The organism is Campylobacter sp. BCW_6461, from assembly GCF_001762735.1.
In the GTDB taxonomy this organism is placed as follows: Bacteria; Campylobacterota; Campylobacteria; order Campylobacterales; family Campylobacteraceae; genus Campylobacter_D; species Campylobacter_D jejuni.
This window is the reverse complement of sequence record NZ_MJXJ01000028.1, coordinates 132,359-150,593: the sequence shown is the minus strand read 5'-3', so window position 1 is coordinate 150,593 and position 18,235 is coordinate 132,359. Positions and strand designations below refer to the sequence as shown.

15 protein-coding genes and 2 pseudogenes are annotated in these 18,235 nt (G+C 30.7%); 2 read left to right on the top strand and 15 right to left on the bottom strand.

The features are described from left to right. From AJ882_RS09125 to cetC, 14 genes and pseudogenes are all read right to left on the bottom strand, one after another. Positions 1–687: pseudogene (locus AJ882_RS09125) on the bottom strand (highly acidic protein); the annotation flags it as partial. Positions 688–743: 56 nt separating this feature from the next. Continuing rightward, positions 744–1,511, bottom strand: a complete 768-nt coding sequence (gene fliR, locus AJ882_RS09120; protein WP_002859266.1) for a flagellar biosynthetic protein FliR — start codon at positions 1,509–1,511, stop codon at positions 744–746. Further along, on the bottom strand, positions 1,498–2,133 hold the full coding sequence (locus AJ882_RS09115; protein WP_002867385.1) for an ABC transporter ATP-binding protein: 636 nt from the start codon (positions 2,131–2,133) through the stop codon (positions 1,498–1,500). The genes fliR and AJ882_RS09115 overlap by 14 nt, the downstream gene beginning before the upstream one ends. 12 nt (positions 2,134–2,145) lie before the next feature. Then, on the bottom strand, positions 2,146–3,219 hold the full coding sequence (gene tsf, locus AJ882_RS09110; RefSeq protein ID WP_002859268.1) for a translation elongation factor Ts: 1,074 nt from the start codon (positions 3,217–3,219) through the stop codon (positions 2,146–2,148). Beyond that, positions 3,219–4,010, bottom strand: a complete 792-nt coding sequence (gene rpsB / locus AJ882_RS09105; RefSeq protein ID WP_002853455.1) for a 30S ribosomal protein S2 — start codon at positions 4,008–4,010, stop codon at positions 3,219–3,221. The genes tsf and rpsB overlap by 1 nt, the downstream gene beginning before the upstream one ends. A 115-nt stretch (positions 4,011–4,125) precedes the next feature. Beyond that, on the bottom strand, positions 4,126–5,289 hold the full coding sequence (locus AJ882_RS09100; protein WP_002858137.1) for an SAM-dependent methyltransferase: 1,164 nt from the start codon (positions 5,287–5,289) through the stop codon (positions 4,126–4,128). 127 nt (positions 5,290–5,416) lie between these two features. After that, positions 5,417–6,541, bottom strand: a complete 1,125-nt coding sequence (locus AJ882_RS09095; protein WP_002852693.1) for a cytochrome c1 — start codon at positions 6,539–6,541, stop codon at positions 5,417–5,419. After that, on the bottom strand, positions 6,538–7,788 hold the full coding sequence (locus AJ882_RS09090; protein ID WP_002852758.1) for a cytochrome b: 1,251 nt from the start codon (positions 7,786–7,788) through the stop codon (positions 6,538–6,540). The genes AJ882_RS09095 and AJ882_RS09090 overlap by 4 nt, the downstream gene beginning before the upstream one ends. Position 7,789: 1 nt before the next feature. After that, positions 7,790–8,293, bottom strand: coding sequence for a ubiquinol-cytochrome c reductase iron-sulfur subunit (gene petA, locus AJ882_RS09085; RefSeq protein ID WP_002852880.1), 504 nt, complete (start codon positions 8,291–8,293; stop codon positions 7,790–7,792). A 90-nt stretch (positions 8,294–8,383) separates the two neighbouring features. Continuing rightward, positions 8,384–9,665, bottom strand: a pseudogene (locus AJ882_RS09080) (arsenic transporter). Next, positions 9,666–11,525: a tRNA uridine-5-carboxymethylaminomethyl(34) synthesis enzyme MnmG gene (gene mnmG / locus AJ882_RS09075; protein WP_011049896.1), complete on the bottom strand. Its 1,860-nt coding sequence runs from the start codon at positions 11,523–11,525 to the stop codon at positions 9,666–9,668. It abuts the pseudogene before it with no gap. Between the two features lie 87 nt (positions 11,526–11,612). Beyond that, positions 11,613–12,110: a bipartate energy taxis response protein CetB gene (gene cetB / locus AJ882_RS09070; RefSeq protein WP_002777340.1), complete on the bottom strand. Its 498-nt coding sequence runs from the start codon at positions 12,108–12,110 to the stop codon at positions 11,613–11,615. A gap of 17 nt (positions 12,111–12,127) precedes the next feature. Next, positions 12,128–12,874 carry a methyl-accepting chemotaxis protein gene (locus tag AJ882_RS09750; protein ID WP_370300590.1) on the bottom strand — a complete coding sequence of 249 codons (747 nt, stop codon included), beginning with the start codon at positions 12,872–12,874 and terminating at the stop codon, positions 12,128–12,130. A gap of 749 nt (positions 12,875–13,623) precedes the next feature. Further along, entirely contained in the window at positions 13,624–14,118 is a 495-nt protein-coding gene (cetC, locus tag AJ882_RS09060; protein WP_011049897.1) for an energy taxis response protein CetC, read from the bottom strand. A gap of 322 nt (positions 14,119–14,440) precedes the next feature. Between cetC and AJ882_RS09055 the strand changes: the two genes are divergently transcribed. Then, positions 14,441–15,763: a cation:dicarboxylate symporter family transporter gene (locus AJ882_RS09055; protein WP_050552352.1), complete on the top strand. Its 1,323-nt coding sequence runs from the start codon at positions 14,441–14,443 to the stop codon at positions 15,761–15,763. Here the strand turns inward: AJ882_RS09055 and AJ882_RS09050 are convergent. Further along, positions 15,760–16,566, bottom strand: a complete 807-nt coding sequence (locus tag AJ882_RS09050; protein ID WP_002860429.1) for an inverse autotransporter beta domain-containing protein — start codon at positions 16,564–16,566, stop codon at positions 15,760–15,762. The two genes, AJ882_RS09055 and AJ882_RS09050, sit on opposite strands and share 4 nt — an antisense overlap. A 141-nt stretch (positions 16,567–16,707) precedes the next feature. Here AJ882_RS09050 and AJ882_RS09045 point away from each other — a divergent pair, with 141 nt between their 5' ends. Continuing rightward, the gene (locus AJ882_RS09045; RefSeq protein WP_002867379.1) at positions 16,708–18,234 is read left to right on the top strand and encodes an inorganic phosphate transporter; all 1,527 of its coding nucleotides are present in this window, start codon (positions 16,708–16,710) and stop codon (positions 18,232–18,234) included. The last annotated feature ends 1 nt before the right edge of the window (position 18,235 follow it).

Genomic DNA, 18,235 nt, shown 5'->3' with positions numbered 1-18,235 from the left:
TTCTAAATCTTCATCATTTTTATCATCTAGCTCATCTAAACTAGGCTCAGTATCCAAAGCTGTATGTTCTTGGCTTAAGTCTTCTTTTTCGCTTTCACTATCTTCTAAAGTTAAATCTAAATCAGTTTGAGTGTCTTCTTGAGTCTGTTCTTTAATTGTTTCTTGTTCTAAATTGTCATGTTCTAAATTTTGAGTTTCTAAAGTTTTGTTTGCATTATCATCTTGAGCATCATCATCAAAACTCAAATCTTCCATTCCCTCTGAATTTATATCTAAAGAATTTTCATCAGGCAAATCATCTAAATTTAAATTATCTAAATCCAAGCTTATATCAGCATAAGGATTTTCATCATTGCTTAACATTGGCAAATCAATAGATGTATGCTTGTTCGCATCTTTATTATTAAGTAAATTTAAAAAATCTGTAGGTAAAAAAGGTTTTTGTAAAATTTGCGCATCTATATCTTCTACATTTTGATTTCGCGGGGCTAAAAAAATCAATCTATCGCATTTTTCTTTAAGAATTTTTAAAGGTGCTGGAGTATCACTATCTACAACAATCACATCATAATTACCCAAATTTTCACTATAAGCATTAAGTTCTTCAAAATCATAAGACATTTTTTTAGCACTAAGGCTTACAAGTCTTGAAACTACAGGGTTTTCATTTAAAAGTAAAATTTTCATCACTTTAATCCTTAAAAAATAATCGCTATTTTACGATAATTTCATTTATCCTTTCCTTAGGAGAAAAAAAGAGTTTGCATATGAGTAAAAAGTTCTAAAATTAAATTTTTAAAATATTGCATCATAACTAGTAAAATAGCAATCAAAACTACAAAACCTAGAGCTATCTTTATAGGATAGCCAATAACTAAAAGATTAAATTGTGGCATTGTTTTCATCAAAAGTCCAAAAATAACATCGGCTAAAAGTGAAATTCCAAGTATAGGAAAGCTCATAGTAAAACCTATGATGAAAATATTAAACATACCCATATTTAAATAATGCATTAAATTCTCATGCGGATAAAATCCACCTAAACTAATATAACCCAAAGAATGACTTAAAAACAAAAGCATTAAATGATGGCCATCAAAAGCAAGAAAAAACATCAAAGCAAGTAAATTTAAAATTTGTGCCGTAATAGGCATACTCGTTCCAGAACTTGGATCTAATATACTTGCCATAGTAAATCCCATAGTAAAAGCAATCTGCTCACCTGCCATCATAATAATAGCAAAAATAATTTGAAGCATTAATCCTGCTATCATTCCAAAAATCACTTCACTAATAAGCTGTAAAACAAAAAAACTATCTAAATGCAAAGATTCTAATCTAGCCAAAGGATATAAATACATAGTCAAAAATAAAACTATAGTACTTTTTATTACCATAGGAATAGAATTATGTGAAAAAAAAGGAAAAAAAACTATAAGACCACTCATTCTAGCAAGAAGCAACATAAAAGTTACAACATTTTTATCGCCTAAATAATTAACAAATTCCATTGACGTTTATAGTATAAATTTTATCACAAAAACTTGCGAGCTTACTATCGTGAGTTACAAAAAATAAAGCCGCATCATTTTCTTTAACATAAGAAATTAAAAGTTCGATAACATTTTTAGCATTATCAAAATCCAAATTTCCAGTTGCTTCATCAGCAAAAATAATCTTTGGTTTTTTACAAAGCACACGTGCGATACTCACACGCTGTTGTTGTCCGCCGCTAAGCTTTCCTATTTTTTGATGCAAAAGTGTATCAATACCTAACCTTTTTAAAATTTTCTCATCTAAATCTTGACCCGATAAAACACTAGCAAGTTCGATATTTTCTAAAGCTGAAAAACCTTTAAAAAGATAATGTGTCTGAAAAATAATACCAAAATCATAGCGGCGAATTTTTAATCTTTCGTTTTCATCCATCTGATAAAGATTAGAACCTTTAAAAAAAACTTCACCTTTTTTTGGAATTAATAAAGAAGAAAGTATATGCAAAAGAGTAGATTTACCACAACCGCTACTCCCTTGAATAGCAATGCAATCTTTAGTATTTAAAGTAAGATTTAAACCCTCAAAAAGCGGATAATCAAAACTATGGCTTAAATTTTCCGCTCTTAAGAGTTCCATTTTTAACCGTTTTTAAAGTTGTGCAGCAACTTCAGCCGCAAAATCTTCAGTTTTCTTTTCTAAACCTTCACCAACTTCAAAGCAAATAAATTCTACAATTTTAATTTTTCCACCAAATTCTTTTTCTTTTTCGGCAATTACTTGTTCTACAGTTTTTTTGTCATCCAGTACATAAAACTGACCCATTAAAGTAAGTTTGCTATCGAGTTGAGAATTATCGGCTATAAAGCTATTCATTTTACCTGGAATGATATTATCCCAAATTTTTTCAGGTTTACCTTGAGCTTTAAGTTCTTCTTTGATTTTTTCTTCAGCTTCTTTTAAAATTGCATCGCTTAATTGTTTGCGACTTGCAAATTGAGGAATTTTATGTTCAGGTTTATTTGGATCTTTCAGTCTGCGTCTTTCTTCATTTTCTTTTTCAAGTTCAGCAACCAAAGCTTTGTATTCATTTTCAACAAAAGTCATATCCAAATCTTCATAACTTAAATAACTTGGTCTCATTGCTGCAATATGCATACAAATTTGTCTTAACAAATCTCTTGATTTTGAAGCCACTTCAGTGCTATCACAAGCTGCAGCGATCACAACGCCCACACGGCCATTTGTATGGATATAACCATTTACAACGCCGTTAGCACCTGCTTTTAAAGTTGCAAATCTTCTTACAACTAGGTTTTCTCCTATAGTTGCAATTTGACTTTTTAAATATTCTTCAAACTTTACACCATTAATCGTACTTGAGTGAAGCTCTTCCACACTTTGCAAGCTATTGCTTTGAATATGAGCTGTAGTATCTTTTGTTAAAGCGATAAACTGATCATTTTTTGCCACAAAATCTGTTTCGGAATTAATCTCACTTACAGTTGCGCTTGTAAAATCATCACTTACTTTTACACTTACTAAACCTTCTGCAGCAAGTCTATCTGCTTTTTTAGCAGCCTTACCTAAACCTTTTTCTCTTAAAAGTTGTACTGCTTTATCAAAATCTCCATTAGTTTCACTCAAAGCATTTTTACAATCCATCATCCCCGCGCCTGTACTTTCGCGGAGTTCTTTTACCATTGCAGCAGTAATTTCAGCCATTATTCTTGCTCCTCACCGAAGTCTTCTTCGCTCATCGCTTCATCTAAAACTTCTTTTTTCTCTTCATCGGTGATTTCTTTTTCTTCATTTGCTAAAGCTTCGCCATCTTGTTCTCTTAAAGCTTTTCCTTCATTAATCGCTTCAGCCATTTCTTGGCAGAAAAGTTGCACTGAACGAATTGCATCATCATTTCCTGGAATAGGATAAGTTACCAAGTCAGGATCGCAGTTTGTATCTAGTGGAGCTACAACAGGAATTCTTAATCTATTTGCTTCTTGAACAGCAATTTTTTCTTTTACTGTGTCAATAACAAAAATCATATCAGGTTGAGTTTTCATATAACGAATTCCACCCAAATAAGCTAATAATTTTTCTTTTTTTCTTGTAAGCATTAAAGCTTCTTTTTTAGTTAAAAGTTTAATACTTCCATCTTCTTCCATTTTTTCAATTACTTCTAATTTTCTAATTGATTGGCGAATGGTACCAAAATTTGTCATCATACCGCCAAGCCATCTATGATTTACATAAGGCATACCGCATTTTTCAGCGTATTCTTTAATCGCTCCACCTGCTTGTTTTTTTGTCCCGACAAAAAGTATAGTTTTTCCTTCGGCAGCAGCGTCACGAACGATATTATAGGTATATCTAAAATATCTTAAAGTTTTTTGTAAATCAATTACATAAATACCTTTTCTCTCGCCAAAAATGAATTTTTTCATCTTTGGATTCCAGCGTCTTGTTTGGTGTCCAAAATGCACACCGCATTCTAATAAATCTCTCATACTAACCATGAGTTTCTCCTTATAAATTTAGCTTTATTCCTCCACATCCCTTAATTTACACAAGCTAAAAAGGATTGATGCGTGTGAAATGAAGCTAAGATTTTATCAAATTTAAGTTTAGTTTTTACTTATATATGTAGTCCTTGGTAAGACTTAGATTATTATTGATTTCTTTTGTGATTAAAAATTGAAACAAATCCACGCTTCCAACACGAAAAGCAGAGGCACAAGAACGAAGGTACAAATCCCACATTCTTATAAATTCTTCATCATATTTTTCCCTTACCTTGTCCAATACTTCGTTAAAATTTTCATCCCATAAATCTAAAGTTTTTGCATAGTGCATTCTTAAACTTTCTGCTAAAAGAAGATGAAAATCCCACTCACTCATAGCACTTACAACCTCTCTTAAAGAAGGTAAATATCCTCCTGGAAAAATATATTTATCTATCCAAGCATTTGTTTTTCCTTCAAACATGGCTAAAATAGAATGTAAAAGCATAGAACCTCCAGGTTTTAACACTTGTTTTACTTTCATGAAATAAAGTCCTAAATTCTCTTTGCCTACATGTTCAAACATACCCACAGAAACAACTTTATCAAAATAATTTTCAAATTCTAAATCTTGATAATTTTGAAGTCTTATTTCTATTTTATCTTCAAGACCAAGTTCTTTTACTCTTTCCTTAGCTTTTTTACACTGCTCCTCTGAAATAGTAATTCCAACAACCTTAACTCCATACTTTTGAGCCGCCATAATAGAAAGCCAACCCCAGCCACAACCTATATCTAAAAGCTTTTCTCCTTCTTTTAAATCAAGTTTTTTAAGAGTATGTTCTATTTTGTTAATTTGAGCTTCATAAAGAGTATTATTAGGCTCTTTAAAATAAGCGCAAGAATAGCTCATAGTATCATCAAGCCAAAGCTTATAAAAATCATTACCTATATCATAATGACTTTTGATATTTTTACTTTCCTGTTTTTGGGCTATTTTACTCAAGATATCCTCTGTATTTTTTAAAAAACGCTTATTTGAAAAATAATACAAAACTTTAGCTATTTCATCATAATCACCTTCTATTTCTAGTTTAGACTCCATATAATGTTTTGCAAAAACTAAACTCGTATCACTAAATAATTTTAAAAAAGGTATTTTTTCTTTGAAAATTAAAGAAAATTTAGCAGGCTGATTACCCACATGAAATTCTTCTTGATCCCAAAATACAATTCTAAAATTTCCATAATTCCATTTTGAAAGAATAAATTTAATCATTTGTTTTTCAAGCATGACATACTCCAACTAATAAAAATTATTATTTGATAGTATCTCTTAATTATGTTTAAAATTTGATAAAATTGAAGAAAAGATAGAATTTTTGCCACAGATATAAAATAGTGGCAAAAATTTTATAATACTAATGTAATTTAGACCAAACAGAACGCTTCCAACCTATAGCAAAAATACTTAAAATTACAAAGAATATCATTACATAAATTCCTGTAGTTTTTCTTTCTTCTTTTTTACTATCACCCACTTGATCAATATAAGATACAACCTTAGCCTGTGCAGCTTCTGTTAAACCTACTCTTGGCATAGCGGTTCCTGGAAGAAGTTTTTGAGTATTATTAATAAAATCATGTAAATATTGCTCACCACGAGATCTTATCATCATAGAAAGATCAGGTGGAACAGAACCTAAATAAGTTTTTAAATCATTTTGATTTGATGGAGTAAAAAAGCTATCGTATTTCATATCATGACAACGTCCGCAAGCCTCAATAAAAGTTGCTTTATCTTTAGCAAATTTTATATCTTTTTCCATTAAAGCTGCTTTTTGAGCACTATTTTCCATTTTAGCATATTTCGCCTCAACATCTTTCTTAATAGTAGCATCTTCATTGGCTTCAAATTTAACACTCACATCTTTAAGATAAGCAATTACATTGGCTATATTTGCATTTGTAGCTTCTTCACTTTCTCCTGAAGTATCTTTATTGTAAGCTGTCATAATAAAAGCATCACCAAATTTATGATCTACTTTTAAAGCAAGCGCAGGATGCATAATCAAAGCTGCTAAAAATTTTTCATCAAAAATAGCACCAGCTGCACTAAGATCAGGCGGTATTACTCCCATAGAAGAATCAGTAATATTAGCTGCTATTCCATCTTCTTTTACACCATGACATGCAAAACAGTTATTTTCAAAAAATTCTTTACCTTTTTTTGCATCACCCTTAGCAAAATCGATCTTTGCAACATCTGCCCAAAGTGTTTCAACCTTGCTTAATTCTTCTTTTGCTTTTTCAAGTTCTTTGTTTGCACTCTCTATTCTTTTAGCATCTCCTGAAGCTTGTGCATCTTTTAGAGCTAATTCTTTAGCTTCAACTATACCTTTTGCAAAAGTAGTATCTTCAACAGCAAAATCAAAATTTGCAGGAGCAACATGAGGCTTCATCACTGAATGAGCATAAGGCTCTACCCCCCAATATACAAGTGCAGTAAAAACTACTACAACTAAAAATATTTTTATTTCTCTCATTGTTTAGCTCCTTTTCTCTCCATAATAGTAATAACCGGTAAAACTACAATAAGTAAAAGTAAAAATACTATAGAAGCGTAAAATCCTACCCAAGCATTTACACCTGTTGGAGGTAATTTTCCATAAACAGTTAAAACAATTAAATCAATAAGCAATATCCAAAACCAAATGAAAAATAAAGGTCTTTCATGAGCTGGTTTTACCACATCACTTCTATCAAGCCAAGGAAGTAAGAAGAAAATCACTTGAGCAATACCAAATGCAGCCAAACCTATATCAAAAGCTTTAATACCTGCAATATCAAAGAAAAATCCTCTTAAAACTTCATAACTCCATAAGAAATACCACTCAGGATAAATATGAGCTGGTGTTTTAAGCGCATTAGCTGGATCAAAATTAATTGGATCCATTGCAAATTCAAATTTAAAACAGACCAAATAAAAGAAGAAAATCATAAAAAAGCTTATATACATAAAATCTTTTGATAAAAATCCTGGCCAAAAAGGAATCACTTTAGAACCCTTTGTGTCACCTGCCATGTATTTTTCAGCCTCTAAATCAAAGTCAAGTTCTTCAGAAATTTCATTATTAACATGAGGAATTCTTAAAGAATAGAAGTGAAATGCTATAATAGCAATGATAACTATAGGAAGCAAGCACACATGAAGCATAAAAAATCTTGTTAAAGTTGGATCAGAAACCGCATAATCTCCACGAATCCAAATCACAAGTTCAGGGCCAATAAATGGTATCCCTCCAAAAAGATTAGTGATTACTTGAGCTGCCCAATAACTCATTTGTCCCCAAGGAAGCATATACCCGCTAAAAGCTTCAGCAGAAAATACAACAAACAAAAGCATACCGCTAACCCAAATCATCTCACGACCTTTTTTATAAGAACCGTAATAAATTCCTGTTAGCATATGTATGTATATAATCAAAAATACAACAGAAGCGGCAACACCATGCATGTGACGCCAAAGCCATCCATAGTCCACCTCTTGCATAATAGTCTTATTCACACTATCAAAAGCAAGTGCAGTATCTGGTTTATAATACATCACAAGTAAAAGTCCTGTAACAAAAAGCACTGCAAAAAGAGTGGTTAAAATAACCCCCATTGCCCAAAGAAAGTTAATTTGCTTTGGTATCCAATACTTTACCATTAAAACATCAAGCAGTTTATGTACCGCAAGTCTTTGATCAAGCCAATCTACAAGACCATTAGCTTTTCTAATTTGTGCCATCTTAAGCCTCCGCTATCATTTTTTTATATTCAGGACCCTCTTCACCTAAAACAAGCTTGGTTCCATCAATTTTAAAAGGAGGAATTTCAAGAGGCTTTGGAGGAGGTCCAAAGACATTTTTTCCACTTGTGTCAAATTCTCCACCATGACAGGCGCATTTAAACAATTGCTCACTTGGTTGGTAAGCAGGTATACAACCCAAATGCGTACAAAGTCCTATAACCACAGTATAAGCTGCGTTATCTACCACAACATCACGTTTTTCATCTTTTGGCATACTCGCATCTTTTTTTAATATAAAAATAGGCTTTTTACGCCATTCTATAGTTCTAAGCTCTCCATCTTGCATTCCTGATAAATCTACTGTAGTAAAACCTGCAGCTTTAACACTTGGAAGCGGATCCCAAGTTTTTTTCATCGCAACAAGTGAGAAAACACCGCCTACAGCAGCTACGCTTCCAAATGCAAAGCCCATAAAGCTTCGTCTACTCTCAGATGTAGCCATAACTTGCTCCTTTCGATTTTATTTTTTAACCAAGTTAAAAGTTTATCGAAATTAAAATAAATTTTTTCTTTGTTTAACAAGTTTTGATATTTAGACAATAAGAGCAAAAAGAGAAAAAACAAGCACAGGTAAAGTTATCAAAAAGCCAAATTTACAATATTGCCAAAAAGAAATATTAATGCCTTTTCTAGCCAAAACTCCAAGCCAAAGCAAAGTTGCTAAAGAACCTATTGGCGTAAGTTTTGGACCTATATTTACACCTAAAAGATGTGCATAAATCATCAAAGAATCAAAAGAAAAATTCTCAAAATATTCTTTTAATGCCAAATCTCCGATTAAAACCATAGGCAAATTATTAAACACAGAAGATCCAAAAGCTGAAATCAAAGCCACACCAAAAATTCCACTCTTATCTTGCATCAAAAAAGCATAGCTTTTAACCAAAATTTCACTCACACCTATTTTATGTAAAGCAAAAACCACCATATAAAGCCCAAAACTAAAAAGCAAAACTCCATAAGGTGCTTCAAAAAGAATTTTAATACTTTTTTTACCTTGAATTTTTAAAATAATAAGCCAAAAAATTCCCGCCCAAAGCAAAAAAACTTATTTTAATATTAAAAATTTCACCTATAAAAAAACTGATAACAAAAAGAAATAAAAATACTATGCAAAGAAAAAACAATTTCAATGAAATTTGCTCTTTTTTGATTAATTTAAATTCAAGCCTTTTAGGTAAAACTCTCACATAAAGCACAAAAACCGTAACTATAGTAGAAAGCAAAACAAAAAAATTTGGCAAAAACATATTTTTAGCAAATTCTAAAAATTCTATCTTAAAATAATTTGCTGTGATGATATTGGTTAAATTTGAAATAACCAAAGCGTTTGAACTTGCATCACATAAAAAAGAAAGGCTAAGTAAAAAAGAACTTAAAATAAAAGCATGATTTTTACAATCTTTAAGAGTTGAAAATAAAGCTATAATAATAGGTGTAATGATTAAAATCGCTCCATCGTTAGCAAAAAATGCAGAAAGAAAAAATACAAAAATCAACAAAAATAACATCATTTTTTTTGTACTGATATAAATTTTTTCTTGATTTTTCTCTCTAGAAAAATACAAAATTTTACTCGCAATAAAATCAAAAAATCCCAAAGCTTCCAAGCTAAAAGAAAGGATAATCAACCCAACCAAAGTTAAAGAACTATCCCAAACCAAAGAAAAAACAAAACAAGCATCTTTAAAATCTACCAATTGAAAAATAAAAACAAAAAAAGCCCCCAAGCTAGAAAATACCCAAATAGGTAAATTCCATGGACGCCAAAAAAGTAAAACTAAAGTAGATAAAAAAATAAAAAAAGCAAGCATTTAAACTTTTTTCTTTTGCATTTTGATATAAATTTGTAAAATATCTAACGCTGCAGGAGTGATTCCACTGATTTGACTTGCAGCAAAAATGGTTGGCGGTTTATGATGATTAAGTTTTTCTACAACCTCATTACTCAAACCACTTACACTTTTAAAATCAAAATTTTCAGGAATTTTAAGCTCACTAAGATTTTTCATTTTTTCTACTTGAGCTTTTTGCATACTAATGTAATGATAATACTTTGCCTCATTTAAAATCTCTCTTAAGGAGTAATGATCCATAGTTTCAAATATAGGGTCAAGTTTTTTTAATTTTTCTATATCAAAACTTGCTCTTGCGACAATTTTTTGAAGATTGACTATAGAAGAAATTTTATCTTCTCCCAAACTCTCTAAAAAAGCATTGTTTTGGTTATTGGGCGTGAATTCTTTAGAAAGTAAAAATTCAAGTCCTTTTTGAAGATTGTTTGCGATATTTTGTATATAAGTAAAATCTTGCTCGCTTAAAAGCCCCAAATCATAGCCATATTTTCCAAGTCTAAGTATAGCATTTTCTTCCCTTAAAAGCAGTCTAAATTCTGCTCTTGAAGTAAACATTCTATAAGGTTCTTTTGTACCTTTTACTACTAAATCATCGATTAAAACTCCTATATAAGCTTCATCACGCCTTAAAATCAAAGGCTCTTTCATATCTATGCTTAAGCTTGCATTGATTCCCGCCATAAAGCCTTGTGCTGCAGCCTCTTCATAACCTGTAGTTCCATTAATCTGTCCTGCACAATAAAGATTTTTAATCTTTTTAAGTTCTAAAGTATGCTTAAGTTCAGTTGGCTCTATATAGTCATATTCTATAGCATAACCAAAACGGGTTATTTTAGCATTTTCAAAACCTTTTACAGAGCGCAACATTTGAGTTTGTACTTCATAAGGTAAAGAAGTAGAAAAACCGTTAATATAATACTCCGTCGCATCGATAGTTTGAGGCTCTATAAAAAGATGATGACTTTCTTTGTCGCTAAAACGATTGATCTTATCTTCTATAGAAGGACAATACCTTGGCCCCACACCTTCAATCTGTCCCGTAAAAAGTGGAGCACGATAAAAATTATTCTTAATAATCTCATGTGTAGTTGTATTAGTGCGTGCAATATAACAAGGAAGTTGAGTAGGATTAAAATTTCTTGAACGAAAACTAAAAGCTTTAGGATTTACATCACCATCTTGAATTTCAAGCACACTAAAATCAATGCTTTTTGCATCTACTCTTGGGCAAGTTCCTGTTTTTAAACGTCCCATTTTTAAACCCAAAGTTTGCAGATAATTTCCTAAATTTACCGAAGCAAGCTCCCCTACCCTTCCTGCTTGAAGTTTATTTTCACCTACGTGAATAAGTCCATTTAAAAAAGTTCCTGTTGTTAGGATGACTTTTTTGGCAAAATATATATTTTCTAAATTTGTTTTTACGCCTTTAACTTCATCATTTTCTACGATTAAAACACTCGCTTGTTCTTGAGAAATTTCTAAATTTGGAAGTTTTAAAAGTTTATTACGTGCAATGATACGGTATTTATCCATATCAATTTGTGCCCTACTTCCTTGAACGGCTACACCCTTACTTTCATTTAAAATGCGAAATTGTATCCCTGCTTCATCGGTGATTTCACCCATAAGACCACCCATGGCATCAAGTTCTTTTACCAAATGCCCTTTAGCAAGTCCACCTATGGCTGGATTACAACTTGCCGCTCCTATTTGCTCAATCAATGTAGTTAAAAGTAAGGTTTTTTTACCCATTCTAGCAGCAGCAGCACTTGCTTCAACACCTGCATGTCCACCACCTATAACAATGACATCAAACATATTTTGCCTTGAAAAATGTGAATTTTTAAAAGAAAGATTATATAATACTTAGACTTAAAACAAACTCGTTTTAAGTCTAACAAAAATTTATTTAGCTTCTTGAAGAGAAAAGATTAGCTCATTATAAGTTTTATCTGCATCTTTGCAGAAATTTTTAAGCATCTCAACACCCTTATTTAAGCCTTGTTGCTGTTCTGCTCTTAAAAGATCGCTATAAAGACTTTCTATTGTAGAAATAGCGCTTTTATTTGGCATACGACGAACGGAATAATAGCCTATGATATTATTATTAACATCTATTGATGGGGTTACATTTGCAAAAACCCAATAGTAATTGTTATCTTTGGTTTTATTTTTTACGTAAGCAAAAATTTCTTTGCCTTCTTTCATATAATCCCATAAATATTTAAAAACAGTTTTTGGCATCTCTTCATGTCTTACTATGTTATGAGGTTTATTTAAAACTTCACCCATGGTATAACCTGCATACTTTAAAAAATCATCATTTGCATAAACTATTTTACCTTTTAAATCTGTTTTAGAAGTAATTAAACTATCTTCTTGTAAAAAAATTTCTCTTGACATTTTCCCACCCTCTTAATTTATATTTTTAATTTTGCTAAGATTTCAGCACTTCTTTGCTCTAGTGATTTAATATCATTTACAATCGCATCATAAGCTTTTTGATCGATATAATCTTGACTTGATTCTTCTATTGCTTTTTTAGCGTTATCTTTTATAAATTCTTTAGCTAAATTTAACTCAGTTTCAGAACTAAGCTCATTAATAACACCTTGAGCTCTCTCATCTTGACAAAGATTAGAAATTGGATCTACACTTTCAAGATTGAAATTTTGAGCCCCATTTAAATTTAAATATATATTTGATTTATAAAGAATATGATCGATTTTAACCACAGACAAAATCAATCTCTTTGCAAAGGATCCAAAATTAACACCAAGAGCACTACTATTTTCTTCTAGACGTTTAAAAGCTTGAGAAAATTTATTAATTCTTTCTTCAGATTCACTAACAATGTTAAAAACTTGCTCACTGCCGCTTTGGATATTTACAAAATCTTGTTGCATAGTCTGAATTGCAATAGAAATTTCGCTTGTAGATCTTTGAGTTCTTTCTGCTAACTTTCTAACTTCATCAGCCACAACCGCAAAGCCCCTACCATGCTCTCCTGCACGCGCAGCTTCAATAGCAGCATTTAAAGCTAGAAGATTGGTTTGATCGGCTATATCGCGTATTACTTCAACCACTGAAGTAATATTTTGTGAATTAGCCACAAAAGTTTGTACTGTCTCCTTGCTCGAATTTACAACATCCATTAAAGAACCCATAGCACTTTGTAAAGAATCCACTTCTGAACCATTTTCTGTAGCTGTATGAGAAATGGCATCCACTGTATCATATACATTTTTCATTATACTAATATCTTGATTTAATGAGCTAGAAATTTGAGACATGTCTTTATTTTGATTTCCAAGGCTTAAATCCATTAAAGTTCTTGATAAAGCATTTTTAAAAGTAGATCTTGCTGTCACTTCTATGTTTGCTAAAGCTTTATTTATAAATTCGATATTATGAGCAAAAATTCCTTTTAAACCTTCAGGCAAAGCCTTGCGATAAAATTCACCTTTTTGAGAACAAGAAATAGAAGTATTAATTTCCCTTAAGTAAGCTTCTAGCCCATCAATAGTATTGTTAAGATTATCTGCTATTTCGGCTAATTTTTTGCTTTTTGTTTTTACATAGATAATTCTATTGTCAAAATTTCCTTCTTTTAACTCTCTACAAAGAACCAAAAGTTTATCTATCATTATTTGCTCATCTTTGTGTTGTCTAAGCAAATAAATCATTAAAACAGCGATTAAAACAAAAATTATCGCTCCAACAAAAATATGAATAAAAATGACACCTAAAACACCGATAACACTTAGAAAAATAGTTGATAATAATCCATTTTTCATCATAATTTATCCCTTTATTAAAAATTTTTGAAGTCATAAATTAAAGCAATACTTTAATAATATATTACTTTAATTTTTAGGCGAAAATTATACAATAAAAAAGATTAAATATATCTTATTTAGTTATTTTCTTGTAAGTTAAAAATAAGTTCATTATAAGTCATTTTATAAGAATTTACAATATCCATTAAAGCTGAAACTCCAGCATTAATGCCTGATTTTTGCTCTTTTTCAAGTAAAATTTTATAAACTTCTTCAATTATAGAAAGAGATTTTCTATTGGGTGCACGACGAACAGAATAATAATTGATGATATCTCCATTAGCATCAAATGAAGCACTTACATTTGCAAAAACCCAGTAAAAATTACCATCTTTGGATTTATTTTTCACAAATGCAAAAATTTCATCTCCTTTTTGAATATAATCCCAAAGACATTTAAATACAGTGCGTGGCATATCTTCATGTCTTACTATATTATGAGATTTATATAAAAGCTCATCGACTTTATAACCTGCGTATTTTAAAAAGTCATTATTGGCATAAATGATATTCCCCTTAAGATCTGTTTTAGAAGTAATTAAAGCATTTTCAGACAAAACTATTTCTTCCATAATTTAAAACATCCCAATAAAACAAATAAATCAAAAATAGAATTATTACCAATAATAAATAACAAAAAGCAAACTGAATTACAAAATTATAAAATTTTCAAAAATATTTTAAATTTTATAATGCAAATAATGAGAAATTTTGTAACGTTTATATAAAAAATTATCATATCATATAAAAGAAAGTATTTCTAGATTTGTTTTTTTGTTAAAATTTACGATACACATTGTTAAAATTATATTTTACAAAGATCAAAAGGAGTGAATAAACTTGGAAACTTTAAGTTAAACTTTAGCTGAAAGAAAACCGCCTTTATATAAACGTATTATCAAAAGTCTTGGATTTTGGGTGATTATAGGCATTATTACAGGTATTGTACTTGGCTATACAGATAAAGAATTAGCCATTGCTAGCAAACCAGGAGTTGATTATTTTATAGGTGCTTTAAAGGTTCTTATAGGCCCTATTATTTTTGTTACTTTGGTTTTGGGCATCATTAGTCTTGAAAGTTTAAAAAAAGTAGGTAGCATTGGTGCTAAAGCGGTTATTTACTTTGAAGTTGTAAGTACTTTAGCACTTGCTATAGGTATTTTTATGGCAAATGTTATGCAACCAGGCCATGGAATGAATCTTGATCCAAGTCAACTTGATACAAAAAGCGTTCAAAAATACATTTCTCAAACCACAGAAGTAAGTGCGAGCTCTGAGATTATGCATATTTTAAAAGATGCTATGCCTACTGATATTATCACACCTTTTACAGAAGGAAAAACCATACAAGTTTTAGTTATTGCTATAATTACTGCTTTGATTATTTCTTTAATGAGAATAGAAGACAAACAGGCAATTCAAAGAGTTTTTGAAGTGGTACAAAATTTTGTTTTTAAAATTCTACAAATCATTATGTATTTTAGTCCTATTGCCGCCTTTTCAGCAATGGCTGTACTCATAGCTCAATACGGAATTGGCTCTTTGATCAACTTAGCATATTTACTTTTAGTAATGCTGATTTCATGTCTTGTTTTTATATTTGGAATCTTAGGTCTGATTTGTTATTTTGCAAAAGTAAATATCTTCAAATTTATGAGATTTATCTCAAGAGAAGTATTGATCGTTTTTGCAACCAGTTCAAGCGAGTCTGCACTTGCTCCTTTAATGAGAAAACTAGAAAAAGCAGGACTTTCTAAAGCAACAGTCGGACTTGTTTTACCAACGGGATATAGTTTTAATCTTGATTGTACAAATATTTATCTAGCTATGAGCTTAATCTTTCTAGCACAAGCTTTCAATGTAAATTTAAGTTTAGCACACGAAATCAGTATTTTAATAGTATTAATGATAGCCTCAAAAGGTGCAGTAGGTGTAACTGGATCAGGTTTTATAGTGCTTGGAAGTACGCTTGCGGCTCTAGGAAATATGGAAATTTCAGAAGCAAATGCAACCTTAGCACAAGTTCTACCAGTAGCTGCTATAGGTGTTCTTTTAGGTGTTGATAAATTTATGTCTGAAATGAGAGCGGTTGGAAATCTTTGCGGAAATTCAGTAGCAGCTTTAATCGTTGCTATCTGGGATAAACAAATTGATTGGGAAAAATTCCGCTACGCTATGGACAATCCAGAAAAATTTCATAATGCTGGAATGAACTAATGAGTTCTTTGGAGGAAATCATATCGATTAACCTCCTCTAAAGTATTATCTTTTTTTCTAAATTGCTTTAAAAAACTTTCATTGAAATTAAAACTAAATCCAACTTGAACAACAGTATCATCAACAGTCTCTCTTGCACTATAATCACGACGCAATAAATTTAAACTAAATACACTATAAGGAGAGTAAGATACTTGATAATTAGTTTTATCATTATCCTTACTTATATCAAAAGCAAAAGCGGTATAAGTTGGAATTACAAAACTCATTCCAAGCTGTAAATTTTTTTCTGCTTCATTGGGTATATAATAATTACTATAAGCCTTTATAAATTTACTATAACCAAACTCTGTACCAAAGCTTTTAGTATCTTTTTGTTCCTTTTGTTTATCAATAAAACCATTAACTCCAAATAAAAAATCATCTTTTTCATAACGATTGATTAAACCCCCTGAGTAATTATAATTATTTTGAGCCACAAAAAGTTCTTTTTGAAAAAGCAAAGAATTATTCTCCCCCTCATAAAGAGAACTTAAATTTTTAACCTGCACATTTTCATTTTGAAAATCTAAATTCCCATCTGTTTTATCTATACCATTATTATTTTCTAAAGTTTTTGAAAGTAAGCTATCAAAAGTGCTTTTAAAATCCACATTCTCTTCTTGAATTTTTGGAGCTTCTTTGGTATTTTTATAATCAAAGTGCTCCCAAGAATTTTGATTATTATTTTTTGCTAAAGCCTCTGTAAGTTCATCGCCATTGAGTAAAGAAAACAATGCTATTATATAAAAAATACCCCTCATTATTCTTATATTCCTTATTATTTCTTGTTTAAGTATTTATTATAAAAAAATAATATAAATAAAAATTCCACAAAGACTAAAAAATAAAATTAGCAAATTTAAAGTAAATAAGTGTATAATTAAAATAAAAAAGGGTTATTAATGCAAAAAGACAACCTCATAGCTTTTGTTATTTTTATTATCAGTACTATCGCATTTGTTATTTGGGGATTTGGTTATATTTCGCAACATCAATTGATTCTTTTTATTCTTGCTTCTATATTTGGCATTTTTATGGCATTTAATATAGGTGGAAATGATGTAGCCAATTCTTTTGGAACAAGCGTTGGCGCAAAAACAGTAACCATTAAACAAGCTTTAATTATAGCAGCTGTTTTTGAGCTAAGCGGGGCAATCTTCGCAGGCGCAGAAGTTACTAAGACCATACGCAGCGGTATTGTTATTTTTCCAAATTCTTTAGATCCTATGCTTTTTGTTATCATTATGCTTGCTGCACTTTTAAGCTCTGGGGTTTGGATTTTTATTGCAACCAAGAAAGGCTTACCTGTATCAACCACACACAGTATAGTTGGTGGGATTGTAGGTGCTAGTATTATGATGGGGCTTTTAAAATTTGATGGAATCCAAACACTCTCTATGGTTAAATGGAGTGAAATTTTAAGAATAGCTATTTCTTGGGTAGCTTCGCCTCTTTTAGGGGGTATTGTAGCTTATATTATTTATTCATATATTGATAAGAAAATTTTAAAACCATCAGAAAAACTAAATGATGATTTGAAAAATATCAAAAAAGAAAGAAAAAAATTCAAAGAAGAATATTTTTTAAATTTAAAAACAAAATCCCAAGAAGAACAAATCAAAGAACTTTCCGCTATAGCTTTGGATGAAGAAGAACAAGAAAATAATTTCTATAGAAATAAAATGAAGGAATTTAAAGAACAAGAAAAAGATATAGATATTTACTCTATTTTAAAAACTCATATGCCAATCATTGCTTGTATTGCTGCTGCTATCATTTCGGCAATGTTTTTATTTAAAGGTTTAAATAATGTTAGCACTTTGGATATTTTACAAAACTTTTGGATTATCGGAATTATAGGAACTATAAGTTATGTTGTAACATTTGCTATAGTCAAAATCGTTAAAAAAACAGAACTTAATAAAACTACTGATAGAATTTTCTCATGGTTTCAAATATTTACAGCCTCTAGTTTTGCATTTTCACACGGAGCCAATGATATAGCCAATGCTATAGGTCCTTTTGCAGCGATTTTAGATGTCTTAAAAAACGGCACAATTAACGCGACTTCTCCTGTACCTTTTGCTGCTTTAGCTATGTTTGGAGTTGCTCTAGTTGTAGGACTTTGGTTTTTAGGTAAAGAAGTGATTACTACAGTGGGTTCAAAACTTGCAACCATACGGCCTACTACTGGATTTTCTGCAGAACTTGGTGCAAGCATAGTTATACTCTTAGCTACACAATTTGGAATTCCTGTTAGCTCCACCCATATACTCATAGGTGCTATCTTGGGTATAGGAGTGTATAATAAAAACGCAAATTGGATTATGATGAAGCCTATAGGATTGGCTTGGATTATCACTTTACCAGCCGCTGGTATTATGGCAGCACTTGTATTTTTAGGATTTAAACTATCTTTAGGAATTTAAG